The sequence below is a fragment of the Streptomyces sp. NPDC058646 genome, from assembly GCF_042716875.1.
In the GTDB taxonomy this organism is placed as follows: Bacteria; Actinomycetota; Actinomycetes; order Streptomycetales; family Streptomycetaceae; genus Streptomyces.
In genome coordinates this window covers 57,985-83,181 of sequence record NZ_JBHXRK010000007.1, presented here as the reverse complement: position 1 = coordinate 83,181, position 25,197 = coordinate 57,985, and the positions used below count along the sequence as shown (strand labels likewise).

28 protein-coding genes, 2 tRNA genes and 1 other RNA gene are annotated in these 25,197 nt (G+C 72.5%); 14 read left to right on the top strand and 17 right to left on the bottom strand.

Annotated elements, in window-relative coordinates; all coding sequences use genetic code 11:
* Positions 1–16 precede the first annotated feature (16 nt).
* The 7 genes from ACFWUZ_RS10870 (at position 17) to ACFWUZ_RS10840 (ending at position 7,860) form a co-directional block, all read left to right on the top strand.
* Positions 17–355, top strand: a complete 339-nt coding sequence (locus ACFWUZ_RS10870; protein WP_384370510.1) for an antibiotic biosynthesis monooxygenase family protein — start codon at positions 17–19, stop codon at positions 353–355.
* A complete protein-coding gene (locus tag ACFWUZ_RS10865) occupies positions 339–1,220 on the top strand; it encodes an amidohydrolase family protein (protein WP_384370507.1) in 882 nt (293 codons plus the stop codon). The genes ACFWUZ_RS10870 and ACFWUZ_RS10865 overlap by 17 nt, the downstream gene beginning before the upstream one ends.
* A gap of 69 nt (positions 1,221–1,289) precedes the next feature.
* Positions 1,290–2,057, top strand: a complete 768-nt coding sequence (locus ACFWUZ_RS10860; protein ID WP_384370504.1) for a response regulator transcription factor — start codon at positions 1,290–1,292, stop codon at positions 2,055–2,057.
* Positions 2,058–2,194: 137 nt separating this feature from the next.
* Positions 2,195–3,709 (top strand): sensor histidine kinase, encoded by a 1,515-nt coding sequence (locus tag ACFWUZ_RS10855; RefSeq protein ID WP_384370852.1) that lies wholly within the window; start codon positions 2,195–2,197, stop codon positions 3,707–3,709.
* Positions 3,710–3,734: 25 nt separating this feature from the next.
* Entirely contained in the window at positions 3,735–5,018 is a 1,284-nt protein-coding gene (locus ACFWUZ_RS10850) for a glycosyltransferase (protein WP_384370501.1), read from the top strand.
* Positions 5,015–7,162 carry an ArnT family glycosyltransferase gene (locus ACFWUZ_RS10845; protein WP_384370498.1) on the top strand — a complete coding sequence of 716 codons (2,148 nt, stop codon included), beginning with the start codon at positions 5,015–5,017 and terminating at the stop codon, positions 7,160–7,162. The genes ACFWUZ_RS10850 and ACFWUZ_RS10845 overlap by 4 nt, the downstream gene beginning before the upstream one ends.
* 89 nt (positions 7,163–7,251) lie before the next feature.
* The gene (locus ACFWUZ_RS10840) at positions 7,252–7,860 is read left to right on the top strand and encodes a TetR/AcrR family transcriptional regulator (RefSeq protein WP_384370495.1); all 609 of its coding nucleotides are present in this window, start codon (positions 7,252–7,254) and stop codon (positions 7,858–7,860) included.
* Positions 7,861–7,913: 53 nt separating this feature from the next.
* On the opposite strand, the gene ACFWUZ_RS10835 is transcribed toward ACFWUZ_RS10840, so the two are convergent.
* On the bottom strand, positions 7,914–9,602 hold the full coding sequence (locus tag ACFWUZ_RS10835) for an MDR family MFS transporter (RefSeq protein ID WP_384370493.1): 1,689 nt from the start codon (positions 9,600–9,602) through the stop codon (positions 7,914–7,916).
* 14 nt (positions 9,603–9,616) lie between these two features.
* Complete coding sequence (locus ACFWUZ_RS10830) at positions 9,617–10,069, bottom strand: MarR family winged helix-turn-helix transcriptional regulator (RefSeq protein ID WP_384370850.1); 453 nt, start codon at positions 10,067–10,069, stop codon at positions 9,617–9,619.
* Between the two features lie 103 nt (positions 10,070–10,172).
* On the opposite strand from ACFWUZ_RS10830, the gene ACFWUZ_RS10825 reads away from it, so the two are divergent.
* On the top strand, positions 10,173–10,406 hold the full coding sequence (locus tag ACFWUZ_RS10825; protein WP_384370490.1) for a hypothetical protein: 234 nt from the start codon (positions 10,173–10,175) through the stop codon (positions 10,404–10,406).
* Between the two features lie 16 nt (positions 10,407–10,422).
* On the opposite strand, the gene ACFWUZ_RS10820 is transcribed toward ACFWUZ_RS10825, so the two are convergent.
* The 10 genes from ACFWUZ_RS10820 to ACFWUZ_RS10775 form a co-directional block, all read right to left on the bottom strand.
* Positions 10,423–11,271, bottom strand: coding sequence for a hypothetical protein (locus ACFWUZ_RS10820; RefSeq protein WP_384370487.1), 849 nt, complete (start codon positions 11,269–11,271; stop codon positions 10,423–10,425).
* A gap of 58 nt (positions 11,272–11,329) precedes the next feature.
* Entirely contained in the window at positions 11,330–12,178 is an 849-nt protein-coding gene (locus ACFWUZ_RS10815) for an RNA polymerase sigma factor SigF (protein WP_384370484.1), read from the bottom strand.
* Positions 12,179–12,408: 230 nt separating this feature from the next.
* Complete coding sequence (locus tag ACFWUZ_RS10810; RefSeq protein WP_384370481.1) at positions 12,409–13,293, bottom strand: RNA polymerase sigma factor SigF; 885 nt, start codon at positions 13,291–13,293, stop codon at positions 12,409–12,411.
* 201 nt (positions 13,294–13,494) lie between these two features.
* The gene (locus ACFWUZ_RS10805) at positions 13,495–13,656 is read right to left on the bottom strand and encodes a hypothetical protein (protein ID WP_167347253.1); all 162 of its coding nucleotides are present in this window, start codon (positions 13,654–13,656) and stop codon (positions 13,495–13,497) included.
* A gap of 401 nt (positions 13,657–14,057) precedes the next feature.
* The gene (locus tag ACFWUZ_RS10800; protein WP_384370478.1) at positions 14,058–14,348 is read right to left on the bottom strand and encodes a hypothetical protein; all 291 of its coding nucleotides are present in this window, start codon (positions 14,346–14,348) and stop codon (positions 14,058–14,060) included.
* Between the two features lie 214 nt (positions 14,349–14,562).
* Positions 14,563–14,649, bottom strand: a tRNA-Ser gene (locus ACFWUZ_RS10795).
* Positions 14,650–14,706: 57 nt separating this feature from the next.
* Complete coding sequence (gene tadA / locus ACFWUZ_RS10790; RefSeq protein ID WP_384370848.1) at positions 14,707–15,135, bottom strand: tRNA adenosine(34) deaminase TadA; 429 nt, start codon at positions 15,133–15,135, stop codon at positions 14,707–14,709.
* 74 nt (positions 15,136–15,209) lie between these two features.
* On the bottom strand, positions 15,210–15,758 hold the full coding sequence (locus ACFWUZ_RS10785; RefSeq protein ID WP_384370475.1) for a hypothetical protein: 549 nt from the start codon (positions 15,756–15,758) through the stop codon (positions 15,210–15,212).
* A gap of 382 nt (positions 15,759–16,140) precedes the next feature.
* Positions 16,141–16,332, bottom strand: a complete 192-nt coding sequence (locus ACFWUZ_RS10780; protein ID WP_384370472.1) for a hypothetical protein — start codon at positions 16,330–16,332, stop codon at positions 16,141–16,143.
* 135 nt (positions 16,333–16,467) lie between these two features.
* The gene (locus ACFWUZ_RS10775) at positions 16,468–17,415 is read right to left on the bottom strand and encodes a universal stress protein (protein WP_384370469.1); all 948 of its coding nucleotides are present in this window, start codon (positions 17,413–17,415) and stop codon (positions 16,468–16,470) included.
* A 163-nt stretch (positions 17,416–17,578) separates the two neighbouring features.
* Between ACFWUZ_RS10775 and upp the strand changes: the two genes are divergently transcribed.
* The gene (gene upp, locus ACFWUZ_RS10770; RefSeq protein ID WP_031141526.1) at positions 17,579–18,214 is read left to right on the top strand and encodes a uracil phosphoribosyltransferase; all 636 of its coding nucleotides are present in this window, start codon (positions 17,579–17,581) and stop codon (positions 18,212–18,214) included.
* Between the two features lie 17 nt (positions 18,215–18,231).
* Here upp and ACFWUZ_RS10765 read toward each other — a convergent pair whose 3' ends face one another.
* Both ACFWUZ_RS10765 and ACFWUZ_RS10760 read right to left on the bottom strand, forming a co-directional pair.
* Complete coding sequence (locus ACFWUZ_RS10765) at positions 18,232–18,897, bottom strand: LytR C-terminal domain-containing protein (protein ID WP_384370466.1); 666 nt, start codon at positions 18,895–18,897, stop codon at positions 18,232–18,234.
* 114 nt (positions 18,898–19,011) lie between these two features.
* Positions 19,012–19,308, bottom strand: a complete 297-nt coding sequence (locus ACFWUZ_RS10760) for a type II toxin-antitoxin system VapB family antitoxin (protein WP_009067182.1) — start codon at positions 19,306–19,308, stop codon at positions 19,012–19,014.
* An 88-nt stretch (positions 19,309–19,396) separates the two neighbouring features.
* On the opposite strand from ACFWUZ_RS10760, the gene ACFWUZ_RS10755 reads away from it, so the two are divergent.
* Together ACFWUZ_RS10755 and opcA are read left to right on the top strand one after the other, a co-directional pair.
* Complete coding sequence (locus ACFWUZ_RS10755; RefSeq protein ID WP_384370462.1) at positions 19,397–21,028, top strand: helicase HerA-like domain-containing protein; 1,632 nt, start codon at positions 19,397–19,399, stop codon at positions 21,026–21,028.
* A gap of 95 nt (positions 21,029–21,123) precedes the next feature.
* Positions 21,124–22,056, top strand: a complete 933-nt coding sequence (opcA, locus tag ACFWUZ_RS10750; protein WP_384370458.1) for a glucose-6-phosphate dehydrogenase assembly protein OpcA — start codon at positions 21,124–21,126, stop codon at positions 22,054–22,056.
* On the opposite strand, the gene ACFWUZ_RS10745 is transcribed toward opcA, so the two are convergent.
* Positions 22,005–22,484 carry a cupin domain-containing protein gene (locus ACFWUZ_RS10745; RefSeq protein ID WP_384370455.1) on the bottom strand — a complete coding sequence of 160 codons (480 nt, stop codon included), beginning with the start codon at positions 22,482–22,484 and terminating at the stop codon, positions 22,005–22,007. The genes opcA and ACFWUZ_RS10745 overlap by 52 nt on opposite strands.
* 144 nt (positions 22,485–22,628) lie before the next feature.
* Complete coding sequence (locus tag ACFWUZ_RS10740; RefSeq protein ID WP_384370452.1) at positions 22,629–23,231, bottom strand: HhH-GPD-type base excision DNA repair protein; 603 nt, start codon at positions 23,229–23,231, stop codon at positions 22,629–22,631.
* Positions 23,232–23,343: 112 nt separating this feature from the next.
* Between ACFWUZ_RS10740 and ACFWUZ_RS10735 the strand changes: the two genes are divergently transcribed.
* Positions 23,344–24,162, top strand: a complete 819-nt coding sequence (locus tag ACFWUZ_RS10735; RefSeq protein WP_384370449.1) for a VOC family protein — start codon at positions 23,344–23,346, stop codon at positions 24,160–24,162.
* 34 nt (positions 24,163–24,196) lie between these two features.
* Positions 24,197–24,616 (top strand): molybdopterin-binding protein, encoded by a 420-nt coding sequence (locus ACFWUZ_RS10730; protein WP_384370446.1) that lies wholly within the window; start codon positions 24,197–24,199, stop codon positions 24,614–24,616.
* Positions 24,617–24,855: 239 nt separating this feature from the next.
* Here the strand turns inward: ACFWUZ_RS10730 and ACFWUZ_RS10725 are convergent.
* A tRNA-Ser gene (locus ACFWUZ_RS10725) sits at positions 24,856–24,943 on the bottom strand.
* Between the two features lie 118 nt (positions 24,944–25,061).
* Here ACFWUZ_RS10725 and ffs point away from each other — a divergent pair.
* An RNA gene (gene ffs / locus ACFWUZ_RS10720) (signal recognition particle sRNA small type) lies at positions 25,062–25,160 on the top strand.
* Positions 25,161–25,197 lie beyond the last annotated feature (37 nt).

Here is a 25,197-nt window from a genome sequence, read left to right as displayed (position 1 = left end):
GCCGAGGGTGGTGGCCATGAGCATCCAGCCCGTACAGGCCTTCGAACCGCCGTACCTGATGGCGGTCTTCAGCAGCGTGCGCACCCCCGAGGACGACGGCTACGCGGAGACCCTCGCCCGGATGGGCGAGATCGTCCGCGCGATTCCGGGCTTCCTCGGGTACGAGTCCGCGCGCACCCCCGGGGGTCTCGGCATCACCGTCGCCTACTTCCGCGACCACGAGTCCCTCACCGCGTGGCGGGAGGACCTGGAGCACCAGGCGGCCATGAAGCAGGGCCGCGCCGACTGGTACGAGAGCTACACCCTGCACGTCGCGACGGTCGAGCGGAGCCACGGCTTTGTCCGGAACGGCTGAGGCGGTCCGCGCCTTCCGGGAGCGGCTCGGGCTGCCCGGACTGGTGGACGTCCACACCCACTTCATGCCCGAGCGGGTCATGGACAAGGTCTGGGACCATTTCGACGCGGTCGGCCCGCTGACCGGAGTCGAGTGGCCCATCACCTACCGGCACGAGGAGGAGCAGCGGGTCGCGCTCCTGCGGGAGTTCGGGGTCCGGGCCTTCACGGCCATGCTCTACCCCCACAAGCCGGCGATGGCCGCCTGGCTCAACGCCTGGTCCGCCGATTTCGCCGCACGGACCCCCGACTGCCTGCACACCGCGACCTTCTTCCCCGAGGAGGGCGTGCGCGCGTACGTCGGTCGGGCACTGGACGCCGGGGCCCGGATCTTCAAGGCCCACCTCCAGGTCGGCGGGTACGACCCCAACGACGAGCGCCTCGACCCCGTGTGGGGGCTGCTCGCCGAAGCAGGGGTCCCGACCGTGATCCACTGCGGTTCGGGCCCCGTCCCCGGCAAGCACACCGGACCGGAGCCGGTCGCCCGGCTGCTGGCCCGGCACCCGCGGCTGCCACTGATCGTCGCCCACATGGGCATGCCCGAGTACACGGACTTCCTCGGCCTCGCCGACCGGTACGACCGGGTGCGCCTCGACACCACCATGGCCTTCACCGACTTCTCCGAGCAGTTCAGCGGCTTCCCGGCGGGCGAACTCGGCCGCCTCGCGGACCTCGGCGACCGCATCCTCCTGGGCACGGACTTCCCGAACATCCCCTACCCCTATGAGCACCAGCTCGCCGCTCTCGAACGGCTCGGTCTCGGTGACGACTGGCTGCGGGCGGTCTGTCACGACAACGGCGCCCGCCTGTTCCGGCTCGACGCCTGAGCGGCGTTTCTCAGGAGAATCACAGGAAGGGACAAGAACGCTCTCAGAGGTGACGGTCAGCGTGGTCGCATGACTGCGACGACCACCTCCCCCGCGTCCACGTCCACCAGCAACCCCGCGGCCCTGGTGCGGCCCGACGGAGGACCCTGCCGGGTGCTCGTCGTCGACGACGAGGCCTCGCTCTCCGAGCTGCTGTCCATGGCCCTGCGCTACGAGGGCTGCGAAGTCCGCAGTGCGGGGGACGGGGCGGCCGCGGTGCGGGCGGCGCGGGAGTTCCGGCCGGACGTCGTTGTCCTCGACATCATGCTCCCGGACATGGACGGGCTGGCCGTCCTCGGCCGGCTCCGCCGCGAGATCCCCCAGGTCCCGGTGTTGTTCCTGACTGCCAGGGACTCCGTCGAGGACCGCATCGCGGGCCTGACGGCAGGCGGCGACGACTACGTCACCAAGCCGTTCAGCCTGGAGGAGGTCGTGGCCCGGCTACGCGGTCTGGTCCGGCGCTCGGGCGCGGCGCAGGCGGCGCGCGGCGGCTCGGTGCTGGCCGTCGGCGACCTGCGGCTCGACGAGGACAGCCACGAGGTGACCCGGGCCGGCCGGGAGATCCACCTGACCGCCACCGAGTTCGAGCTGCTGCGCTACCTGATGCGCAATCCCCGGCGCGTGCTGAGCAAGGCGCAGATCCTGGACCGCGTCTGGTCCTACGACTTCGGCGGCCAGGCCAACGTGGTCGAGCTGTACATCTCCTACCTGCGGCGGAAGCTGGAGAGCGGTCCCGGACTGCCGCCCGTGATCCACACCCGGCGCGGGGCCGGTTATCTGATCAAGCCGGTCGACTAGTGCCGAACAGCATCACCGGTGGCACCGGTGGCACCGGTGCCACCGGCAGAAGCGGCGCCGGCGGCAGACCCGGCAGACCCGTCAGGCCCGGCACATCCGTCAGGCTCCTCCCGGACCGCCTGCGCCGTCTTCACCGCCTGCGGGTGCCGTGGCGGCGGCCCTGGTCGCTGCGGGCCCGGCTCGTCGTCGCGGCGGTCGCACTGATCGCGGTGGTGGGCGCGGCCATCGGGACGGTCACGACCCTCGCCCTGCGCTCGTACCTGGTGGGCCAGCTGGACGAGGAGCTGCGGACGGCGGTGAGCATGGCCTCCCGGGGGCCCGGAGCCAAGGCGACCCGTGACGGCAGCCTCGCCTTCGTCCTGGCCCCCGGCACTCCGCTGGGCACCGCCGGGATCCGCCGCGAGGCGGGGGGCCAGATCACCGGGGCCCGCAGCGTTCCCGCCGAGGGGCCCGACCGCGACCACCGGGTGCTGCTCACCCCCGCCCAGACCGCCGCCCTCGTGCAGGCCGCCGCGACGCCGCGCGCGGGCGCGGCCGACCTCGACCTGCCCGGCCTCGGCGCGTACCGGGTGGTCGCCGCCCCGGACGGCAGCCTGGCCCTTGCCTTCCCGCTGGCCGGGGTCGACCGCACTGTGGGAACCCTGATCGCGGTGGAGGCCTGCGTCACCCTGGCCGGGCTGATCGCGGCTTCCCTCGCCGGCCAGGCGCTGGTCGGGGTCGCCCTCCGCCCGCTGCACCGGGTTGCGGCCACCGCCACCCGGGTCTCCGAACTCCCGCTGCACAGGGGCGAGCCCGCGCTCCACGACCGGGTCCCGGACGCCGAGGCGGATCCCCGTACCGAGGTGGGCCAGGTCGGCGCCGCGCTCAACCGCATGCTGGGCCACGTCTCCTCCGCGCTCACGGCCCGTCAGCAGAGCGAGACCCGCGTACGGCAGTTCGTCGCCGACGCCAGCCACGAGCTGCGCACCCCGCTCGCCTCCATCCGCGGTTACGCGGAGCTGACCCGGCGCGGGCGGGAGGAGACCGGCCCCGAAACCCGGCACGCCCTCGGCCGGATCGAGTCCGAGGCGACCCGGATGACCGGTCTGGTCGAGGACCTGCTGCTGCTCGCCCGGCTGGACGCCGGCCGGCCGCTGTCCCGCACCGACACCGACCTCGCGCCGCTCGTCGTCGACGCCCTCAGCGACGCCCGGGCCGCCGGACCCGGGCACCACTGGCGCCTGAGCCTTCCCGACGAGCCCGCGCCGGTGCGTGCCGACCCGGCCCGGATCCAGCAGGTCCTGGTCAACCTCCTCGCCAACGCCCGTACGCACACCCCGCCCGGCACCACGGTCACCGCCCGTGTTTCACGTGAAACATCTGCCGTCCGGCTCCGGATCGAGGACGACGGCCCCGGAATCCCGCCCGCCCTGCTTCCCCACGTCTTCGAGCGCTTCGCCCGGGGCGACGCGTCCCGGTCCCGGGCGGCCGGCTCCACCGGCCTCGGTCTCGCCATCGTCCAGGCCGTGGTGGGCGCGCACGGAGGCCGGGTCGACGTACGGAGCGAGCCGGGCCGGACCTGCTTCGAGGTACTGCTCCCGCTCGCCGTGCGGCCCGTGGTCGGCGCGACGCCGGACCCACAGTCGGGCCACAGGCTCACCACACAGCGGTGACAGGGCGCCCCGCGAGGGTCGACGCATGTCAACCGACGCCTCTCCCGGTGCCCTTCCGGCACGGGCGCCCCTCGCTCCCGTGCCCGGTGAGCCCGTCCTCGACGTGGTGATCCCGGTCTTCAACGAGGAGAAGGACCTCGGACCCTGTGTGCGCCGCCTGCACGGGCACCTCAGCCGGACCTTCCCCTATCCCTTCCGGATCACCGTCGCCGACAACGCCAGTACCGACCGCACCCCCGAGATCGCGGCCGGCCTCGCCGCCACGCTGGACGGCGTACGCAGCACCAGGCTGGAGGAGAAGGGCCGCGGCCGGGCACTGCGCACGGTCTGGTCCGGGTCCGACGCGCCCGTCCTCGCGTACATGGACGTGGACCTCTCCACCGACCTCAACGCCGTTCTGCCGCTGGTCGCTCCGCTGATCTCCGGCCACTCCGACCTCGCCATCGGCACCCGCCTCGCCCGTTCCTCGCGGGTGGTGCGCGGAGCGAAGCGGGAGTTCGTCTCACGCGCCTACAACCTGCTCCTGCGCTCCTCCCTCGCCGCCCGGTTCAGCGACGCCCAGTGCGGGTTCAAGGCCATCCGACGCGAGGTCGCCGAGCGGCTCCTGCCGCTGGTGGAGGATTCCGGGTGGTTCTTCGACACGGAGTTGCTGGTGCTCGCCGAACGGGCCGGGCTGCGGATCCACGAGGTCCCGGTGGACTGGGTGGACGATCCCGACTCCACCGTCCACATCCTGCGGACGGCCACCGATGACCTCAAGGGCGTCTGGCGGGTCGGACGCGCGCTCGCCGTCGGAGCGCTGCCCCTCGACCGGCTCGCCCGCCCCTTCGGTGACGACCCGCGCGACCGCACCGCCCTTCCCGGCGTGGACCGGGGGCTGCCGCGCCAGCTCCTCGGCTTCTGCGCCGTCGGAGCCCTGTCCACCTTGTTCTACCTGCTGCTCTACTCCGCCTTCCGTACCGGAACCGGCCCCCAGGCGGCCAACGGAGCCGCCCTGCTGCTCTCCGCCGTCACCAACACCGCGGCCAACCGCCGACTGACCTTCGGTGTCCGGGGCCGGCACCGCGCCGTACGCCACCAGGCGCAGGGGCTGCTGGTGTTCGCCATCGGCCTGGCCCTGACCAGCGGTTCCCTCGCCGCCCTCGGTACCGCCACGGCGGAACCCGGGCACGGCACCGAACTGGCCGTCCTCATCACCGCCAACCTCGCCGCCACCGTGCTGCGCTTCCTGCTCTTCCGTGCCTGGGTCTTCCCCGAGCGGCGTGCCGCCCGGCCGAAGACCCCCGACTCCTCCAAGGAGGGCCGATGACCACGGCCGTACCCACCGCCACCGTCCCACCCGCATCCGGCCGGGCCGCTGCCACCGCGTCCGCAGGCCGGCCCGCCTGGGAACGGCCCGCCCTCGCCGCGCTCCTGTTCTCCACCGCCGTGCTGCTGCTCTGGAACCTGGGCTCCTCCGGCTACGCCAACTCCTTCTACTCCGCTGCGGTGCAGGCGGGCAGCGAGAGCTGGAAGGCGTTCTTCTTCGGCTCCTCCGACGCCGGCAACTCCATCACCGTCGACAAGCCCCCGGCCTCCCTGTGGCCGATGATGCTGTCCGTCCGGCTCTTCGGACTGGGCTCCTGGCAGATCCTCGTCCCCCAGGCCCTGATGGGCGTCGCCACCACCGGTGTGCTCTACGCGGCCGTCCGCCGCCAGTTCGGCCCGGCCGCGGGGTTGTTGAGCGGGGCTGCCTTCGCGCTGACCCCCGTGGCCGCGCTGATGTTCCGCTTCAACAATCCCGACGCGCTGCTGACCCTGCTGCTGACCGTCACCGTGCACTGCCTGCTGCGGGCCCTCGACGGGGCCCGCACCCGGTGGCTGGTGTGGGCCGGCGTCGCCGTCGGCTTCGCCTTCCTCACCAAGACCCTCCAGGCCTTCGTGATCCTGCCGCCGCTCGCCCTGCTGTACGCCGTCTGCGCACCCACCCGGCTGCGCAGGCGCCTGGGCCAGCTGCTGCTCGCCGGTCTCGCGACGGTGGCCGCCGGCGGCTGGTGGGTGGCCGTGGTCGAGCTCTGGCCTGCCGCGTCCCGCCCGTACATCGGCGGCTCGCAGAGCAATTCCTTCCTGGAACTGACTCTCGGTTACAACGGCCTCGGCCGGATCAACGGCAACGAGACCGGCAGCGTCGGGGGCGGCGGCCGCTCCGGTGGCGGGGGCGGAGGCTGGGGCGAGACCGGCGTCGACCGGCTGTTCTCGGCCGACATCGGCGGTCAGATCTCCTGGCTGCTGCCCGCGGCCCTGATCCTGTTCGTGGCCGGACTGGTGGTCACCTGGCGGTCCGGCCGGGCCACCGACTCGCTGGAGGGCATGGCCCGAGCCGCCTTCCTGGCCTGGGGCGGCTCGCTGCTGATCACCGCGCTGGTCTTCAGTTACATGCAGGGCATCTTCCACGAGTACTACACGGTGGCGCTGGCACCCTTCGTCGCGGCGCTGATCGGGATGGGCGTCGCCGTGCTGTGGGAGGAGCGCGGCAGCCTGCCCGCCGCCCTCACCCTGTCCGGGGTGCTCGCGCTGACGGCCGTCTGGTCGTACGTACTCCTCGGCCGGGCCGCCGACTACCTGCCGTGGCTGCGCGGGACCGTCCTGGCGGCCGGGCTGATCGCGGCGGCCGGACTGCTGCTCGGTGTCCGGGCGGGCGTCGGCCGGCTGCTGCCGGCGGTGGCCGTGCTGGGTCTGGGGGCCGCGCTGGCGGGCCCGTTCGCGTACTGCCTGACCACCGTGAGCACGGGCCATGCGGGTTCCATCGTGACCGCCGGCCCGGCGGTGGCGGGAGGCCGCGGCGGACCGGGCGCGATGCGCTTCGCCGGAGGCGAGCAGCCGCCGGGCGGGCCGGGAGGCCAGGGCGGCGCACCCCAGGGCAGCCCCGGCCAGGCGATGCCGAACGCCGCGGGCGGCCCCGGTACCCAGGGCGGCCCCGGTGGCCGGGGCGGTCAGGACGCCGCCACCGGGCAGGACGGGCGCGGGCCCGAGCGGGCCGGCGGGGGCCAGGGCGGACCCGGCGGGCTGCTGGGCGGCACCCGGGTCGGAGCCGAGGCCGTGGCGGCCCTGCGCGCCGACGCGGACCGGTACACCTGGGCCGCGGCCGCCACCGGGTCGCAGAACGCGGCGAGTTACCAGCTGGTCTCCGGCGAACCCGTGATGCCGGTCGGCGGATTCAACGGGAGCGACCCGTCGCCGACACTGGAGCAGTTCAAGGAGTACGTGGCCACCGGGCGGATCCACTACTTCATCGGCCGGGGTGGATCGGACGGCGAGAGCGGCCGGGCCGGCGGGAGCGCTGCCGTGATGCGCCAGGGCGGCGGTCCGGGCGGCGGCACCAGCAGTGCCATCGAGACCTGGGTGAAGGAGAACTGCACGGCGCGCACGGTCGGAGGAGCCACCTTCTACGACCTCACCGCTCCGAAGGCCTGATCCGGCCCGACCGGCAGGACACCCTCTAGGATCAACGGGGCGCACCGGGCATACCGGGCTCAACCCTGGGCGTCTGAGGAGGGCTTCCCATGGTGACCGCGGCCGATCCCGGTGAGACCCGGACCAGCGTGTGGCTGGCGGCCCGGCCCGCCGCACCCGCCAGACGCCGCAGCGAGGCCCCGTCCGGCCTCGACCGGGAGCGGATCACCGCGGCCGCCGTGCGGCTGCTCGACACCGACGGTCTGACCCGCTTCTCGATGCGGCGGCTCGCCTCCGGGCTCGGGGTCACCGCGATGTCCCTGTACTGGTACGTGGACACCCGGCACGACCTGCTCGAACTCGCCCTGGACCGGGCGCTGGGCGAACTGGTCCTGCCGGAGCCGGAGGACGCGGGCTGGTCAGGCGGGTTGCGGACGCTGGCCCGGGACCACCGGCGGCTGCTGGCGGAGCACCCCTGGGTGGCCCCGCTCACCGCGGCCTACCCGAACATCGGCCCCCATGCCCGGGCCTTCGACGCCGCCCTCCAGCGGCTGCTCGACGCCACCGGCCTGGCGGACGCCGCCCGGGCCGGTGCCCGTCTGGCCGTCTCGCAGTTCCTGCACGGCTGCGGCGGGACGGCTCGGCGGGCCCCCGAGGAGGATTTCCGCGCAGCGATCGAGATCCTGATCGCGGGCATCGAGGCGAAGGCCACCGCCTGAGCCCGCGATCGCGGGGCCGGGCGGTGGCCTCGGGGTGGTGCGGCGCTGCGGGATCAGCCCCGGGCCCCGTCCGCCGACGCCGACGCCGTCACGGCGGGCGCGGCCACCGCGGACTGCGCGTCCCCGCTCGTCGCGGTGGGACCCGAGCCGGCCGCCGGGGCGTGCGCCGAGGGCTTCGACTTCAGGGCGACCTCCTTGATGAACAGCACCAGCACCAGGCCGAGCAGCGCGAACGGGGCGGCGTACAGGAAGACGTCGCCGACGCCGTGCCCGTACGCGGACTCGACGACCTCGCGGACCGGTGCGGGCAGCTTCCCCAGGTCGGGGATCCCGCCGTCGGCGGTGCCGCCGTGGCCCATGGCCGCGGCCTTCGGGCCCAGTGCCGCCAGCCCGTCCTGGACGTAGTGCGTGACCCGGTTGGCCATGACGGCGCCGAGCGCGGAGACGCCCATGGCGCCGCCGAGAGAGCGGAAGAAGGTGACGACGGAGCTGGCCGCGCCCAGGTCCTCGGGAGCCACCTGGTTCTGGGTGGCGAGGACCAGGTTCTGCATCATCATGCCGAGGCCGAGGCCGGTGAGCGCCATGTAGACCGCGATGTGCCAGTACGGGGTGTCGTGGCGCAGGGTGCCCAGCAGACCGAGTCCGGCCGTGAGGAGGACCCCGCCGGAGACGAGCCAGGCCTTCCACTTACCGGTCTTGGTGATCACCTGACCGGAAAGGGTGGAGGAGACGAAGAGCCCGGCGATCATCGGAATCGTGAGGATTCCGGACATCGTGGGGGACTCGCCCCGGGCCAGCTGGAAGAACTGGCTGAAAAACACGGTCGTCGAGAACATCGCGATGCCGACGAACAGCGAGGCCGCCGAGGCGAGGGTGATGGTCGTGTTCCGGAACAGCCGCAGCGGGATGATCGGGTCGCTCGCGCGGGACTCGACGAGGACGAACAGCAGGCCGAGCAGCAGCGAGCCGCCGGTCATCACCCAGGTCTGCCAGGAGATCCACGCATAGGAGTCGCCGGCCTGCGTGACCCAGATCAGCAGCAGCGAGACGGCCCCGCTGATCAGGAAGGCGCCCAGCCAGTCGACCTTGACGTCGCGGCGGACCACCGGCAGCCGCAGGGTCTTCTGGAGCACGATGAGCGCGATGACCGCGAAGGGCACGCCGACGTAGAAGCACCAGCGCCAGCCGAGCCACTCGGTGTCGGTGATGACACCGCCCAGCAGGGGACCGCCGACCGTGGCGACGGCGAAGACGGCACCGAGGTAGCCGCTGTACCGGCCGCGTTCGCGCGGGGAGATCATCGCGGCCATCACGATCTGGGCCAGGGCGGACAGGCCGCCGACCCCGATGCCCTGGACGACGCGGCAGGCGATGAGCATCCCGGTGTTCTGGGACAGGCCCGCGACCACCGAGCCGAGGACGTAGATCACCAGGGATATCTGGACCAGCAGCTTCTTGCTGAAGAGGTCCGAGAGCTTGCCCCACAGCGGGGTCGCCGCCGTCATCGACAGCAGGGCCGCGGTGACCACCCAGGTGTACGAGGACTGGGTGCCGCCGAGGTCGCTGATGATCTGGGGCAGGGCGTTGGAGACGATCGTGGAGGACAGGATCGCCACGAACATGCCGAGCATCAGCCCGGACAGGGCCTTCATGATCTGCGGGTGCGTCATGGACGTGCTGTCGGACGTCGTCTCCGACCGGTCGCCGCCTCCCCGCACACCGGTGGGTGTGGTCGTAGCCATGTGGTTCCTCAGTTCTAGAAGCTCGATCGGAGTCGGGCCAGCAGGGTGTTCAGTACGTCGACGTCCTGGGGCGACCAGTCGCCCAGCGCTCTTTCCAGCGCCTCCGTGTAGCGGGCGCCGAGCTCGGCGAGGAGCGCGTCCCCGGCCGGTGTGAGCCGCAGGATCCGGCAGCGGCCGTCGCCCGGGTCGGCCCGGCGCTCGATCCAGCCGCGGTCGGCCACGTGGGCCACGTGCCGGCTGGTCACGGAGATGTCGACGCCCATGAACGCGGCGAGGCGGCTGAGCCGCATCTCGCCGTGCCGGTCGAGCACCGTCAGGACGGCGGCGGCGCCGGGCGGGCACTCCGGGGGGAGGATGCGGGCGAGGTCACGTTTGACCGCGCCGATCCCGGTGAGCTGACGGGCCAGCTCCTCGTACCGGCCGGCGGTGGTCGGAGCGGTGGAAGTGGTCACCGGGCAGCCCCCCATCTCGTTGCTTAGAGCAACCATAGAAGCAGATGGTTGCTACAGGCAAATGAATCAGGGGGGTGGGGCGGTAAAGGAATCGGAAAACCCGCTAGGGTCCTGCCCCATGGCTGCGAACCACAACTCACAGGGCCCTGAAGGCAACTACGACCCCGCGGGCAGCACCCAGATGTTCCGGGCCTTCGTGGAGGAGGCCGCGCCGGTCCGGCAGGCCGGACCGGGGGCGCGCCGGCAGCGGCGCGCCGAGCAGCAGGCGGGCTCGAAGAAGGGGGTGTGGCTGGGCCTGGCCCTCGGGCTGGCGCTCGTGTGCGGCGCCACCCTGTGGCTCGTCCTGCGCTGACCCGTGCCGCCGCCCCTCAGTTCCAGGCGGCGGTGACCTTCCGGGTTTCCACGTGCATGCCCAGCGGGACGCGCCAGGCGTCCACGCACACGGTGTAGGTCTGCGTCCTGGCTCCCCCGCCCGGTACGGGCCCCGGGAGCGGCTGGGTCGTGGTGATCGTGGCCCAGTCGACGCCGAGGGCGCCGATGATGTGGGTCGCGAAGCTGACCGTGCCGGAACGGGCCGTGGTGGTACCGGTGTTGGTGAAGGTGACGGTGACCCGCTCGCACCAGCGGTCGCCCGCGGCCGCCCTGACCGGGGTGGACAGCGTCAGCTGCGCCGGAGTCACCGGGGGCGGTGGGGGCTTCGTGCCCGGCCCGGAGGGCGGAGGCGACGGCGTGCCGGGCCTGCCGGGCGTACTCGGCGTACCCGTGCCCGGCATACCCGTACCCGCGCCCGGTGTGCCGGGGGTCCCCGGCGCTCCGGAGCCGCCCGGACTGCCGCCGGGGCCGGTGGCGGCCCCGCCGCCCGGAGCGGACCCGCCCGCGGGCCGGGACCCGGGCGGGCCGGCCGGCGGACCGGGGGGCGTACCGGCCGGCGGACCCGACGGCGTGCCGGCGGGCGGACCCGCCCCGGCGCCGGCCGGGGGTCCGGGCGGCGCCTCGGCCGAGGCGGTGGGACCGCCCGCGGCGGACGCTCCGCCGAGCTGCTGGAATTCGATCCCGCCCTGCGGTGCCACGTTCTCCCCCGCCCCCCGTTCGGGGCCTGGGGCCGCGGCGCCCACGGCGACGTAGCCGTCCCGGGCGGGGCCGCCGCAGCCGGTGAGGCCGGCGGCGGCCGTGCAGCACAGGGCGAGAAGGGCGGCCGTACGGGATCCCGTTCGCATCGCGCCAGTTTTCCTGACGCTTCGTCAATTGGGAACCCGTCCGGGCGGACGGTTCAGATCACTCGCCGATGAGGCCCACGCGCAGCTGCGCGAGGGTCCGGGTCAGCAGCCGGGAGACGTGCATCTGGGAGATGCCGACCTCCTCGCCGATCTGCGACTGCGTCATGTTCGCGAAGAATCGCAGCATGATGATCTGGCGTTCCCGGGGCGGGAGTTTGGCCAGCAGCGGCTTGAGGGACTCGCGGTACTCGACACCCTCGAGCGCGGTGTCCTCGTAGCCGAGGCGGTCCGCGAGCGAGCCCTCGCCGCCCTCGTCCTCCGGGGAGGGCGAGTCGAGCGAGGAGGCGGTGTAGGCGTTGCCGACGGCGAGCCCGTCGACCACGTCCTCCTCCGAGACCCCGAGCACGGCGGCGAGCTCCGGCACGGTCGGCGAGCGGTCCAGTTTCTGGGCGAGCTCGTCGCTGGCCTTGGTCAGCGCGAGGCGCAGTTCCTGGAGCCTGCGCGGGACGCGGACGGACCAGGAGGTGTCCCTAAAGAATCGTTTGATCTCGCCCACGACGGTCGGCATGGCGAACGTCGGGAACTCCACGCCGCGTTCGCAGTCGAACCGGTCGATCGCCTTGATCAGGCCGATCGTGCCGACCTGGACGATGTCTTCCATCGGCTCGTTGCGGCTGCGGAACCGGGCGGCGGCGTACCGCACCAGCGGCAGGTTCAGCTCGATCAGCGTGTCGCGCACGTACGCCCGTTCGGGGCTGTCCGTGTCCAGGGCGGCAAGTCGCTGGAAGAGGGAGCGGGAGAGGGTTCGGGTGTCGATGGCTTCCGAGCGGTCAGACGCCGGCGGTGCTACCGGTGCCGGGCTCTTGACGAGCGTGAGCACCTTGGAGCTGCCCTGGTCTACGGACATGCCACCCCCTTGAGGTCGCGGACGGTCGCGTACGGCGCGCCCGTCGGAGGAACGCAGCCTCCACCTGAATACCGGAGGCGGGGCTGCGGCAAACGCGGTTCCAGCAGAATGTCACATGTCGGCAACACGCTGTAGCGCCAAGTCGACATATATCTCCAGCGACAGAAGTGGTCAAAGGGGGATCAGCCCGTTCTGTCAGGAAACGCGTAGATGATCTCTACTCGTTCCGGCTACGCCTCGATCCTGTTTGCGGATCTCAGTCGGGCGAAGCTCCGGGCGAGCAACCGGGAGACGTGCATCTGGGAGACGCCCAGCTCCGCGCTGATCTGCGACTGCGTCAGGTTGTTGTAGTACCGCAGGAGCAGGATCCGCTGTTCGCGCTCGGGCAGCTGTACGAGGAGGTGGCGGACGAGGTCGCGGTGCTCGACCCCGGCCAGCTCGGGGTCCTCGTAGCCCAGGCGGTCCAGCAGCCCGGGCAGCCCGTCGCCCTCCTGGGCGGCCTCCAGTGAGGTCGCGTGGTACGAGCGCCCGGCCTCGATGCAGGACAGCACCTCGTCCTCGGCGATCCGCAGCCGCTCCGCGATCTCGGGGGTGGTGGGGGTGCGCCCGTGGAGGGTGGTGAGGTCCTCGGTGGCCGCATTGACCTGGACCCAGAGTTCGTGGAGGCGGCGCGGTACGTGGACGGTGCGGACGTTGTCCCGGAAGTAGCGCTTGATCTCGCCCACGACGGTCGGCATCGCGAAGGTCGGGAACTGCACCCCCCGGTCCGGGTCGAACCGGTCGATGGCGTTGATGAGCCCGATCGTGCCGACCTGGACCACGTCCTCCATCGGCTCGTTGCGGCTGCGGAAGCGGGCGGCCGCGTACCGGACGAGCGGGAGGTTGGCCTCGATCAGGGCCCCGCGCACCCGGCTGTGCTCACTGGTGCCCGGCTCCAGGCCCTTCAGCTGACCGAAGAGGACCTGGGTGAGGGCCCGGGTGTCCGCACCCCGGCTGGGCGGTCTCGGCGCGGTCGGGGGATCCTCGGGCGGCTCCTGGCGGGGCTCCTGCTGGGAGGGCACTTGGGGATCCTGCTGAGGGGGCACCTGAGGCGCAGTACTGGCCGGCACGGTCACGCCACCCCTTCAGTCAACTCATCCGTCAAAAGCGGTCATAGCATCACAAGAGATGTGCACTGTGTGCAAGCACCGTATATAGCCGTGTTGAGGGTAAGTTGGGCATAAGGGGGCATTATGCCCATTCGTGGGGCGTGAAAAGCCCCCCACCCGTCGGAGTGGGGGGCTGGCGCATCAGGAAAACCGCCTCAGCGTACGGGTTCAGCGCACCAGTTCGGTCATGAACTCGCCGATTCCGGATGCGGCATCCGATATGCCTTGGAAACCTATTCCCACCATCTCGGCCGCCCGTTTGGGCTGAGTGATGATCACGAAGAGGACGAACACGGTGAGGACGCCCGTGATGAGCTTCTTGGTGTCCATGAGCGGTGTCGGCCTCCCCAACCGGTACTGCAAAGTCGGGTGAGTCTAACCGGTCGGGTTCGGACACTGACCCGGTCTTTAAGGACCAAGGGCCCGGTACGACGGGCCCTTTGCCGCTGCGTGGAGGGGTGCGTCGGGCGCAGGATTGATGTGAGCCCGCCGGTTCTGGCAGGAAACCGGTGGGTGAGGGACAGGACCTCACTGCGGGGTCCGAGCGGCGGGCTTCCCCCTGACTGCGGCTCGGACTGGCAGGTTCCGTCCGCGTCGGGGGAAGTGGCTTGTCCCCCCGATGCCACTTCCCCCGTCCCACACGACGAAGGTCCCGACTCCGGTCGGGACCTTCTTCGCGTGTCCGGGGGACGGGGAACCGCCCGCCTGCCGCCTCGGGCTGCCCGTTGGGCCTACTCGATGCCGCCGGCCAGGTCGGTGAGCGGCTGGACGGGGGCGATCACGGGCGCGAGGTGGTTCGGCAGCTCCATCAGCTGGTTGAGCTGGTTGGCGCCCTCGCTGAGCTTCGCGCCGATCTCCTGGACGGAAGCGGGCTGGGCGCCCGCCGGCATGCCCGGGGCGGCCGACGGCAGGTCCGGGAGGGCGAGCGGGGCGATCGGGGCGGCCGAGGCGGCGGGAGCGGCGAGGCCCGCGGCGGCCCCCGCGAGGGCGAGGGCGGCGAGCATGCGCTGGGTCTTGGTCATGCCGTGACAACGGCTGCACGACCGCGCGGTCACGCCGCTGTCCTCCGGACGGGAGGCGGGAGGCGGGTACGGAAGGGCGGGGGCGGAAGGAGGGGACAGCCGGCTGGTCGGCGGGCAAAGGCCTCGCCCGGTGCGGCGCGTGCCGCCGTACGGCCCTCGCCGCGCGAACGCCGAGAGCCCCGACCCTTGCGGGGCGGGGCTCTCGGTCTCAGAGCGGTAGCGGTGGGATTTGAACCCACGGATAGCTTGCACCATCACACGCTTTCGAGGCGTGCTCCTTCGGCCGCTCGGACACGCTACCGAGAGAGAGCTTAGCCCAAGGTGCCCCGTGTGCCGAAATCCGTATCCGGCGACCCGGTCAGAGCCCTCGGAAGAAGTCCGTCAGCTGCCGCGCGCACTCCTCCGCGAGGACGCCGCGGACCACCTCCGGCCGGTGGTTGAGCCTGCGGTCCCGTACGAGGTCCCAGAGCGACCCGGCCGCGCCCGCCTTCTCGTCGTCCGCGCCGTAGACGACGCGGGCGACCCGCGACTGCACGAGCGCCCCCGCGCACATCACGCACGGCTCCAGGGTCACCACGAGGGTGCACCCCGGAAGCCGCCATTCCCCGAGCCTGGCGGCCGCCCGGCGCAGCGCCAGGACCTCCGCGTGCGCCGTCGGGTCGCCGGACGCCTCGCGCTCGTTGTGGCCGGTGGCGAGGAGCTCGCCGTCCGGGCCGAGCACGACGGCGCCGACCGGCACGTCGCCGGCCGGCACCGCCCGGGTGGCCTCCTGGAGCGCCAGGCGCATGGAGTCCCGCCACGGGTCCCGTACGGGATCGGGGCCGTGCGTGTCGTACCTGTGGGTCACCTGCGGGTCGGTCACTAGCGGACGGCCTCCAGGACCTCGGTGGCGCCGAGCGATTCGGCGATCTCCGAGAGGGCGTCCCCGTCCAGGGCCATCAGCTGCTTGTGGGTCACCCCGAGGTCGTCCAGCAGCCGGGGGTCGCCGAGTGGACCGGCCGGTACCGGCTCCGCGCCGGCCCCGCCCGCCTCCTCGTCGTCCTCGTCCTCGTCCGTGAGCGCGGTGACGGGTTCCTCCTCGCCGTCCTCGGTGCCGTCCAGGTCCAGTTCGTCGAGTACGTCGTCCTCCTCGTCGCTGCCCAGCAGCTCTTTGGTAAGCATCGAGCCGTAGGAGCTGCGGGCGGCGAGGGATGCGTTCGATACGAAGTACCGCGGGTCCTCCTCCCCGTCCACGCGGACGACGCCGAACCAGGCGTCCTCCTGCTCGATGAGGGCGACCACCGTGTCGTCGTCGACAGCGGCGGAACGGGCGAGATCGATCAGATCACTGAGGCACTCGACGTCGTCGAGTTCCATGTCGCTCGCTTCCCACCCGTCTTCGGTGCGCGCGAGCAGTGCGGCGAAATACACCGTGACTCTCCCACTGGTCTTAGGCGTGCCGGTTGGAGGTCCCCCCGGCCGGAGGTTGGGGAACAGCGGCCGTGTGCTCGCCGTCCGTGCCCCGCCCAATCGGCATCGTGGCAGAAACAGCGGCTTTGCGAGAGGTCTTCCGCGCTTGCGTCGTGCCGTGCCGTGCGCCGGGCGGCGCGTCCGGAGGGCGCGGGACGGTGGCGCCGGGCCTCCCGTCGGAGGCCGCGAGGGCCCCGCTGCGGGGGACGGGGTGCGCTCGCGCCGCGGTCCGGGGCGGTGGCGGGGCGGGCGTGCGGGGAAGCGACCGGATTCGGTACGGGGGCTGGCGTGTCCCGTTCACCTGGTCGGGCCCTTCCGGGGCGCTCCCCCGGCTCCCGGCGGGTCACCAACGGAACGTCCGCATCCGCATCTGCTGGCGCATCCGGGCGGCGCGGGCGCGGCGGGGCTGGACGCGGTCGCGCAGTTCGCGCGCCTCGTTCAGGTCGCGCAGGAACTGCGCGCGCCGCGCCCGGCGCTGCGCCGCGGTCTCCGGCGTCTCGTACTCTTCGGTCTCGCTCGGCTGCGTCTCGGGCATCGGCCACCACCCCGGCATGGTCCGGTCGTCCTCCTCCGCCGGCGCGAAGCAGACCCCCTGCACCCACCTTCCCCCGGACGGTCCGATTGATGCCAGCCCGGCGCAGGTCAGAGAGGTGAGGCCCGCCCGGACGGCTCAGGCGTCGTCGTGCAGGGTCGGTACGACGGCCACCGGGCCGTGGGCGTGCTGCAGGACGGCGTGCGCCACCGAGCCGATGAGCAGCGACCTGGCCCTGTGGCGCGGGTGGTGGCGGCCCACCACCACCAGGGCGGCCGACCGGGAGGCGGTGACCAGCCGGCCGGCCGGGTCCCCGGGGACGGCGGCCTGTTCGACGGGCACCTCGGGGTGGCGCACGCGGAAGGGTGCCAGCCGTTCGGTCTGGGACCGCAGCATCTCCCGCTCGGCCGGTACGGCGTCCCCGCCGTCCGCGAGGCCCTCCGGCGGCACCACCGCGAAGGGGCTGTCGATCAGTACGGTCGGCGAGGGCGGGATCGCGTACGCCGAGAGCACCTGGAGGGCGGCCCCCCGGGCGGCCGCCTCCGCGAAGGCGAAGTCCAGCACGTCGTCGGGGGTCTCCGCGGCGTGCAGCCCGAGCACCACCCGCCCGGCGGACGACTCGCCGGCCGCGTCGGCGGGGTCGGCGCGCCGCTCCGCGTGCGGGACCACCACCACCGGGCAGGGCGCGGTGGTGGCCACGGCGCGGCTGCTCGAACCGAGGAGCAGGCTGGCGAAGCCGCCGCGGCCCCGGGAACCCATGACCAGCATCCGCGCCTCCGCCCCGATCACCCGCAGCGCCTCGGGGACGGAGCCCTCCAGGGCCTCGTACCGCACCCCCTCGGGGAAGCCGGGCCCGCCGCCGAGGAGGGTCAGGAGCCGGTCCCGTACCGGGTTGGCGAACTCCTGCGGCTGGGAGGCGTCGTGGAGGGAGGCCCGGCGTCCCGCGTACAACTGGGCGTGGTCGGGCAGCACGTGGGCGATCAGCAGGTCCCTGTCGTGCCGCAGGGCCGCGGCCCTCGCCCATTCCAGGGCGGCCAGGCTGTGCTCGGATCCGTCGACGGCTGCGATGACCGGTGGGCTGTTCACCAGTCCAGGGTGCTGGGCTGCCGCGCGGGCCGCATCCGCACGCCCCGGCGGGCGCGGGCGCCGCTTCGGACGCGAAGGGGTCGCGTCAGCGCGTAGCCTTTTGGGTGCGGGTCGCGTCGGGCGACCGTTTTTGCTGGTCGCAGGCTGAGTTCTGGAGGATGTTGTGCGTTTGCAGGTCGTGGATCACCCCTTGGTGGCGCACAAACTCACCACACTGCGCGACAAGCGCACCGACTCCCCCACCTTCCGGCGGCTCGCCGACGAGCTGGTGACCCTGCTCGCGTACGAGGCCACCCGGGACGTGCGCACCGAGCAGGCCGACATCGAGACCCCGGTCGGCCCTACCACCGGCGTGAAGCTCTCGCACCCCCGCCCGCTGGTCGTGCCGATCCTGCGGGCCGGTCTCGGCATGCTCGACGGCATGGTGCGGCTGCTGCCGACCGCCGAGGTGGGCTTCCTGGGCATGGTCCGCAACGAGGAGACCCTGGAGGCCTCCACGTACGCGACGCGCATGCCGGAGGACCTCTCCGGACGGCAGGTCTACGTGGTCGACCCGATGCTCGCCACCGGCGGCACGCTGGTCGCGGCGATCCGCGAGCTGATCAAGCGCGGTGCCGACGACGTGACCGCCGTGGTGCTGCTGGCCGCGCCCGAGGGCGTCGAGATCATGGAGCGCGAGCTGGCGGGCACGCCGGTGACCGTGGTGACGGCCGCGGTGGACGAGCGGCTCAACGAGCACGGCTACATCGTGCCGGGGCTGGGCGACGCGGGCGACCGGATGTACGGCTCGGCCGAGTAGTTCCCGGCCGGCCGTCCTCAGCAGTTCTTGGCGGGCGCGGGCACGGGGTTGGCCAGCAGGGCCAGCGCCTTGTCCGCGTCCTCCTTGGTGCTGAGCTCCTTGAAGGCGTCACCGAGGATCAGGTCGACGTCCGCGCCTTCGCGGGTGTCGGTCTGCTGGGTGGTGCCGGGCAGCTGGGTGCCCAGGACCGAGAAGACCGCCTTGTCGGTGGCGGCGGAGCCCAGCAGTATCGCGGTGCCCGGGACCTTCTTGTCGAAGTCGGCGGGGGCGTTGCCCACGTTGCCGACGACGAAGCCGCGTTTGCGGAGTTCGTCGCCGACGGCCTTGGCGAGGCCGGCGCGCGGCGTCGCGTTGTAGACGTTGACCGTGATGTCTCCCGGCAGGGGAAGCGTGACCGCCGGGGCGGCCGAAGCGGAAGCCGCGGCGGGCCCGCCCTTGGCGGCCGGTTGGGCCGCCCCGGTCGGACAGTCCTTGGTGCCCGAAGCCGTGTTCCGTTTGGCGTTGTCGCCCTGGAACACGTCGATGAGCTGCAGTGCCCCGTAGCCGAGCAGGGCGAGCGCAAGGACCGAGCCGAGCACGGCGAAGACGATGCGACGGCGGCTCCGCTTACGGCTCAGGCGAGGGTAGGCGGCTCCCGTGACGCGGTACTTTCCGCCCATGCCGGGGGGAGTGAGCATGCTCATGGGCGCAGCGTAGTGCGGCCCGGTGGCGATGCCTACTAAATGATCTGCTGATAGGTCAATGGTGACCCGAAAGGCGCAATCTGCGCGAAGCGGAAGCCGCCCTCGCGGCCCCTGTCAGTCCATTTCCAGGACACGGGCGTGCAGCACCTGGCGCTGCTGCAGGGCAGCGCGCACGGCGCGGTGCAGCCCGTCCTCCAGGTAGAGGTCGCCCCGCCACTTGACGACGTGGGCGAAGAGGTCGCCGTAGAAAGTGGAGTCCTCGGCGAGCAGCGTTTCGAGGTCCAGCTGTCCCTTGGTCGTCACCAGCTGGTCGAGCCGGACCGGGCGCGGCGCGACGTCCGCCCACTGACGGGTGCTTTCCCGGCCGTGGTCGGGGTACGGCCTCCCGTTTCCGATGCGCTTGAAGATCACACGGAAAGCCTACCGGGCCGGTGCCTGCGGGCGCAGCCTCGCGGCTGCGGTGCAAAAGTGGCAAGGGGCACCAATTCGGGAGTGATGCATGAGCGAGAGCACCGACCCGGCGGTTCCGGCGGTTCCCGCGGACGCGGATGTCCCGGGCGCGCCGGACACGTCCGGACCCGCCGGAGAGATCGCCGCCGGGTACGCCTTCACCGGCCCCGCCCTCGACCTCGGAGCCCTCCTCTGGGACGGCCGGGTGCTGCCGGAGCACCCGATCCGCATCCCCCTGTCGATGCTCAACCGCCACGGGCTCGTCGCGGGCGCCACGGGCACCGGCAAGACCAAGACCCTCCAGCTCATCGCCGAACAGCTGTCGGCGGGCGGCGTCCCCGTCTTCCTCGCGGACATCAAGGGCGACGTCTCGGGGATCTCGGCGCCGGGCACCGCGAACGCCACGGTGGAGCAGCGGGCGAAGGACGTGGGGCAGGCCTGGGAGGCCACCGGCTGCCCGAGCGAGTTCTACTCGCTCGGCGGGATCGGCACCGGCATCCCCGTGCGCTCGACCGTCACCGCCTTCGGACCGGTGCTGCTCTCCAAGGTGCTCCAGCTCAATCAGACCCAGGAGCAGTCCCTCGGCCTGATCTTCCACTACGCCGACTCCAAGGGCCTGGAGCTGATCGACCTCAAGGACCTGCGGGCGGTCGTCGCCTTCCTCGTCTCCGACCAGGGCAAGCCCGAGCTCAAGGGCATCGGCGGGCTGTCCACGGTGACCGCCGGGGTGATCCTGCGGGCGCTGACCGCCTTCGAGCAGCAGGGGGCGGCCGAGTTCTTCGGCGAGCCGGAGTTCGACACCAGCGAGTTCCTCCGTACGGGTGCCGACGGGCGCGGCATGGTCTCCGTACTGGAACTCCCGGCGGTCCAGGACAAGCCGCAGCTCTTCTCCACCTTCCTGATGTGGCTGCTCGCCGACCTCTACACCGACCTTCCGGAGGTCGGTGACCTGGAGAAGCCCAAGCTGGTCTTCTTCTTCGACGAGGCGCACCTGCTCTTCAACGGGGCCTCGAAGGCCTTCCTCGACTCCGTCACCCAGACGGTGCGCCTCATCCGCTCCAAGGGCGTCGGCGTCTTCTTCGTCACGCAGACCCCCAAGGACGTACCGGCGGACGTACTGGCCCAGCTGGGCAACCGGGTGCAGCACGCGCTGCGCGCCTTCACCCCCGACGACGCCAAGGCCCTGAAGGCGACGGTGAAGACCTTCCCGCACTCCGCCTACGACCTGGAGGAACTGCTCACCCAGCTGGGGACCGGCGAGGCGGTGATCACCGTGTTGAGCGAGAGGGGGGCGCCGACGCCGGTCGCGGCGACCCGGCTGCGCGCCCCGCAGTCGCTGATGGGCCCCGTCGGGGCGACCGCGCTGGAGCGGGCGGTGAAGGCCTCGCCGCTCTGGTCGCGGTACGCGGAGCCCGTCGACCGCGCATCGGCGTACGAGAAGATCAGCGCCGAGCAGGCCGCCGCCGAGGCACAGGCGGAGGCGGCCGCGGCCGCCGCGGAGGCCGAGAAGCAGGCCAAGGCGGCCGAGAAGGCGGCGCGCAGCGCCCCGAAGCCGGATCCGTCGCTGGCCCAGCAGGTGGCGGGCAGCGGCCTGTTCCGCTCGCTGGCCCGGTCGATCGGGACGCAGCTGGGCCGGGAGATCTCCCGGTCGATCTTCGGTACGGCGCGGCGGCGAAGGTGACGGAGGTGACGTGTCCCGGCTCCGTGCGGGCCGTTCCAGGGGGATTCGAGCGAACCGGGTGCCGGGACCGGGCCGGGCGCTGACAGACTCGTGGCATGCGGACCGAACTCACCGACACCACGTCCAGCAAGGTCAACCGGGCACTGCTCGCAGCCCGCAGGGCCATCGGCAGCCCCGCCATGGGGCTGGTGCTGACCCTCGTCATCGTCACCGACGAGGAGAACGCGTACGACGCCGTGCGCGCGGCCTCCGAGGCGTCGCGCGAGCACCCCTGCCGGATCATCGCGGTGATCAAGCGGACCTCGCGGGGCCCGCACCAGCGCCGGGCGACCCGTCTGGACGCCGAGCTGAGGGTCGGTTCGGACGCCGGGACCGGCGAGATCATCCTGCTGCGCCTGCACGGGGAGCTGACGGACCAGGCCGGCTCGGTCGTGCTGCCGCTCCTGGTGCCGGACGCGCCCGTCGTGGGGTGGTGGCCGGCCGATGCCCCGGCCGACCTGGCGGGGGATCCGCTGGGTGCGCTCGCGCAGCGCCGGATCACCGACGCGGCCGCGGCCGCGGATCCGGTGGGCGTGCTCGACGTCCGGGCGGGCGGCTACCAGCCCGGCGACACGGACCTGGCGTGGACGCGGCTGACGCCGTGGCGGGCCCTGCTGGCGGCCGCACTCGACCAGAAACCGCTGCCGGTGACCGGTGCGACGGTGGAGAGCGAGCCCGACAACGCGAGCGCGGAGCTGCTGGCGCGCTGGCTGGAGGACCGGCTGGGGGTTCCGGTGGACCGGGTGGCGACCGACGGGCCGGTGATCACCGGGGTGGGTCTGCGGACCACGGGCGGCGAGATACGCGTGGACCGTCCCGCGGGGGCGCTGGCCACCCTGATCCTGCCCGGGAGCCCCGACCGCAAGGTGGCCCTGAAGGTCCGCAGCGGCGCCGAGCTGATCGCGGAGGAGCTGCGCAGGCTCGACGCGGACGTGGTCTACGGGTCCGCGCTGCGGCGGCGGCCGGTCCAGGCGGGGCTGTCCGCGTAGTGGTTGTCGTAGGTCGCCGAACTGTCCTTGATGTCCTGGACGGTGGCCTCGCCCGCGTAGACCCGGCCGAGGAGGCGGTAGTAGTCGAAGCGGTCCATGCCGGGCGTGAAGCCGACGAAGACACTGGCGGTGTGACCGGGGGCGGGGGCGAAGGCGTGCTTGACGCCGGGCGGGATCGCGATGAAGTCGCCGGCTTCCAGGGTGCGGACCTCCTCGTCGACGAGGAGGTCGAGCCGGCCCTCGGTGACGTGGAAGAACTCGGTGGCCCTGGTGTGGAAGTGCGGGGGAGCGCCGACCGCGCCCTGGTCGAAGGTGGCGGTGTTGCAGGTGAGTTCGGCGGTGTCCGTGAGGAGCGTGATGATGCTGCCCACGGCGTCCTGGACGGCTTCGGCGGTGGCGGCGCGGGTTACGGTCGCGATCTCTGTCATGTCGCCAATCTACGGAGCAGGTCTGACATTTCCGTGTCCGGCCCGTCCGGCAGGGTCGCTTTTCGGCCGTAATGCGGCCCAGGGCCCGTGACGCCGCTCGGACGTCGTGCCGGGCGGTTGTGCGTGCCGGCGCTCCGGACCGCCCTACGACCCGCCGGAGGCCTTGGCGGCCCTGGCCGCGGCCTTCATCTCCTGCTTGTGCGCCCGCACCTTGGCCAGGGACTCGGGGCCGGTGATGTCGGCCGCCGAGCGGTAGACGCCGGCCGGGCCGTAGCCGCCGGCGGCCTCCCGCCAGCCCCTGGGGCGCACGCCGAACCGCTTGCCCAGCAGGGCCAGGAAGATCTGGGCCTTCTGCTCCCCGAAACCCGGCAGTTCCTTGAGCCGCTGCAGCAGTTCCTCCCCCGTCGCGGCGTCGGCCCACACGGCCGCGGCGTCCCCGTCGTAGTGCTCGACCAGGTACGCGCACAGCTGCTGGATCCGCTTCGCCATGGACCCCGGGTACCGGTGGACGGCGGGCTTCTCCGAGAGCAGGGCGGCGAAGGCCTCCGGGTCGTACGCGGCGACGTCGTGCGCGTCGAGGTCGTCCGAGCCGAGCCGCCGGGCGATCGTCCAGGGTCCGGAGAAGGCCCACTCCATCGGGACCTGCTGGTCGAGCAGCATGCCGACGAGCGCGGCGAGCGGGCTGCGGCCGAGGAGCGCGTCGGCCTCCGGCTGCTGGGCCAGCCGGATGGTGATGTCCTTGTCCATGGCTCCAGCGTCCCTCCCGCGGACGGTCGCCGCGCGGTCGCCGCGCCGCGCGCCTAGCGTGAGTACGAGCAGGCCGTCCAGGCATGCCACACGACACGGGAGCCGATCGATCATGGCCGAGTTCACGGAAGGCGCGCCTTGCTGGGTGGACGCGATGTTCACCGACGTGGAGGGTGCGAAGACCTTCTACGCGGAGGTCCTCGGCTGGACCTTCGGTGAGGCCGCCACCGAGTTCGGGAACTACACGCAGGCCTACTCCGACGGCAAGGCCGTCGCGGCCGTCGTCCCGCCGATGCCGGGGGCCGACGCCCCTTCGCAGTGGTGCCTGTACTTCGCCTCGCGCGATGCGGCCGCCACTGCCGAGAAGGTCAAGGAGGCCGGTGGCGCCCTCCTGATGGAGCCGATGCAGGTTGCCAGCCACGGCTCGATGGCGATCGCGAAGGAGCCGAGCGGCGCGGTCTTCGGGATCTGGCAGCCGGGCGACCACAAGGGCTTCGAGAAGATGGCCGAAGCGGGCTCGTACGCGTGGGCGGAGGTCTTCACGCGCGAGCCGGACAAGGCCGACGCCTTCCTGTCGCGGGTCTTCCCGTACGAGGCCCAGCAGATGGAGCCCGGGGACGACCCCGAGGAGGCCGGCATGGACTTCATGGTCTTCAGCCTGGGAGGCAAGGAGAACCCCGTCCTGGGCCGGATGAAGATGGGCGACGAGTTCCCGCCGGAGGTCCCCTCGTACATCCAGATCTACTTCGCCGTCCCCGACTGCGACGACGCGATCGCCAAGGCGCGCAAGCTCGGCGGAACGGTCCACTTCGGACCCATGGACAGCCCCTTCGGCCGGTTCGCCGCACTCATGGACCAGCAGGGCGCCGCCTTCGCGGTGATCGACCTGTCCACGACGGTCGGCGAGATGCCGCAGATGTCGGACGCGTGACCGCGCATCCTCGTACGCAAGGGTCGGACCCCTCATGAGCCTGAGCATCCGCAACCAGTTCGCCGGAACCGTCACCGCCGTCACCTCCGGTACGGCCATGACGACGGTCGTGGTCCGTCTGGACGGCGGCCAGGAGATCACCGCCGCCGTCACCACGGACGCCGTCCGGGACCTCGGCATCGCCGTGGGTTCCGCGGTCAACACACTGGTCAAGGCCACCGAAGTGGCCTTGGCCACGGGCCCGGTCGAGGGCCTGTCCATCCGCAACCGGATCCCCGGCACGGTCGCGGAGGTCGCCGCCGGCGCGGCGATGGCCTCCGTGAAGGTGGACGTGCGGGGCGGCGGCCTGACCGCGGCCGTCACCCGGGACGCCGTCGAGGCGCTCGGCCTGACCGCCGGGTCCTCCGTCACCGCGCTGATCAAGTCGACGGAGGTCATGCTCCGGGCGGTCTGACCGGCTCCGCGGCCGGGCCGCGGTCCGGCTCGGCAGCCCGTCCCCGGCGCGAAGAGAGCGCCGCACCACCCGGGGGCGACCCCGGAGGAGCCGATCATGAGCACCGGACCGTCTGAGGGGTAGGCCATCGAGGCCGGGATGTGGGGTCATCCGGCTGTGTCGCACACAACTGAGACCAGGGAACGCAGAAGGCCCCGGCCGGTTTCCCGGTCGGGGCCTTCAAGTGCCCGGTGAGGCACTGGCGGAGGATACGAGATTCGAACTCGTGAGGGGTTGCCCCCAACACGCTTTCCAAGCGTGCGCCCTAGGCCACTAGGCGAATCCTCCGCCGCAAACAATACAAGACGTTGAGGGGTGCTCGCGAACGTGATCGTCCACCGGGGTCCGGCTCGGGTCCGGCTCGGGGTCCGGCTCGATTCCGGGGCCTTCCATCCGCTAGGGTGGGGCCAGCCCCTCACGTGGCGCTATCTCACCCAACTCCCCCAGGGCCGGAAGGCAGCAAGGGTAAGTGGGCTCTGGCGGGTGCGTGGGGGGCGCTTTGCGTTCCAGGGGCCCCGTGGAGGGCGCCGGCGGGCCACTCT

Bases quoted from the DNA above. Each gene is read 5' to 3' on its own strand.
- ACFWUZ_RS10835 (WP_384370493.1), bottom strand. From the start codon at position 9,602: ATGGCTACGACCACACCCACCGGTGTGCGGGGAGGCGGCGACCGGTCG.
- ACFWUZ_RS10840 (WP_384370495.1), top strand. From the start codon at position 7,252: ATGGTGACCGCGGCCGATCCCGGTGAGACCCGGACCAGCGTGTGGCTG.
- ACFWUZ_RS10815 (WP_384370484.1), bottom strand. From the start codon at position 12,178: ATGTCCGTAGACCAGGGCAGCTCCAAGGTGCTCACGCTCGTCAAGAGC.
- ACFWUZ_RS10860 (WP_384370504.1), top strand. From the start codon at position 1,290: ATGACTGCGACGACCACCTCCCCCGCGTCCACGTCCACCAGCAACCCC.
- ACFWUZ_RS10780 (WP_384370472.1), bottom strand. From the start codon at position 16,332: ATGCCCGAGACGCAGCCGAGCGAGACCGAAGAGTACGAGACGCCGGAG.
- ACFWUZ_RS10740 (WP_384370452.1), bottom strand. From the start codon at position 23,231: ATGGACAAGGACATCACCATCCGGCTGGCCCAGCAGCCGGAGGCCGAC.
- ACFWUZ_RS10765 (WP_384370466.1), bottom strand. From the start codon at position 18,897: ATGAGCATGCTCACTCCCCCCGGCATGGGCGGAAAGTACCGCGTCACG.
- ACFWUZ_RS10745 (WP_384370455.1), bottom strand. From the start codon at position 22,484: ATGACAGAGATCGCGACCGTAACCCGCGCCGCCACCGCCGAAGCCGTC.
- ACFWUZ_RS10805 (WP_167347253.1), bottom strand. From the start codon at position 13,656: ATGGACACCAAGAAGCTCATCACGGGCGTCCTCACCGTGTTCGTCCTC.
- ACFWUZ_RS10730 (WP_384370446.1), top strand. From the start codon at position 24,197: ATGAGCCTGAGCATCCGCAACCAGTTCGCCGGAACCGTCACCGCCGTC.
- ACFWUZ_RS10800 (WP_384370478.1), bottom strand. From the start codon at position 14,348: ATGACCAAGACCCAGCGCATGCTCGCCGCCCTCGCCCTCGCGGGGGCC.
- ACFWUZ_RS10735 (WP_384370449.1), top strand. From the start codon at position 23,344: ATGGCCGAGTTCACGGAAGGCGCGCCTTGCTGGGTGGACGCGATGTTC.
- opcA (WP_384370458.1), top strand. From the start codon at position 21,124: ATGCGGACCGAACTCACCGACACCACGTCCAGCAAGGTCAACCGGGCA.
- ACFWUZ_RS10830 (WP_384370850.1), bottom strand. From the start codon at position 10,069: ATGGGGGGCTGCCCGGTGACCACTTCCACCGCTCCGACCACCGCCGGC.
- ACFWUZ_RS10825 (WP_384370490.1), top strand. From the start codon at position 10,173: ATGGCTGCGAACCACAACTCACAGGGCCCTGAAGGCAACTACGACCCC.
- tadA (WP_384370848.1), bottom strand. From the start codon at position 15,135: ATGCGCCTGGCGCTCCAGGAGGCCACCCGGGCGGTGCCGGCCGGCGAC.
- ACFWUZ_RS10850 (WP_384370501.1), top strand. From the start codon at position 3,735: ATGTCAACCGACGCCTCTCCCGGTGCCCTTCCGGCACGGGCGCCCCTC.
- ACFWUZ_RS10820 (WP_384370487.1), bottom strand. From the start codon at position 11,271: ATGCGAACGGGATCCCGTACGGCCGCCCTTCTCGCCCTGTGCTGCACG.
- ACFWUZ_RS10755 (WP_384370462.1), top strand. From the start codon at position 19,397: ATGAGCGAGAGCACCGACCCGGCGGTTCCGGCGGTTCCCGCGGACGCG.
- ACFWUZ_RS10870 (WP_384370510.1), top strand. From the start codon at position 17: ATGAGCATCCAGCCCGTACAGGCCTTCGAACCGCCGTACCTGATGGCG.
- ACFWUZ_RS10845 (WP_384370498.1), top strand. From the start codon at position 5,015: ATGACCACGGCCGTACCCACCGCCACCGTCCCACCCGCATCCGGCCGG.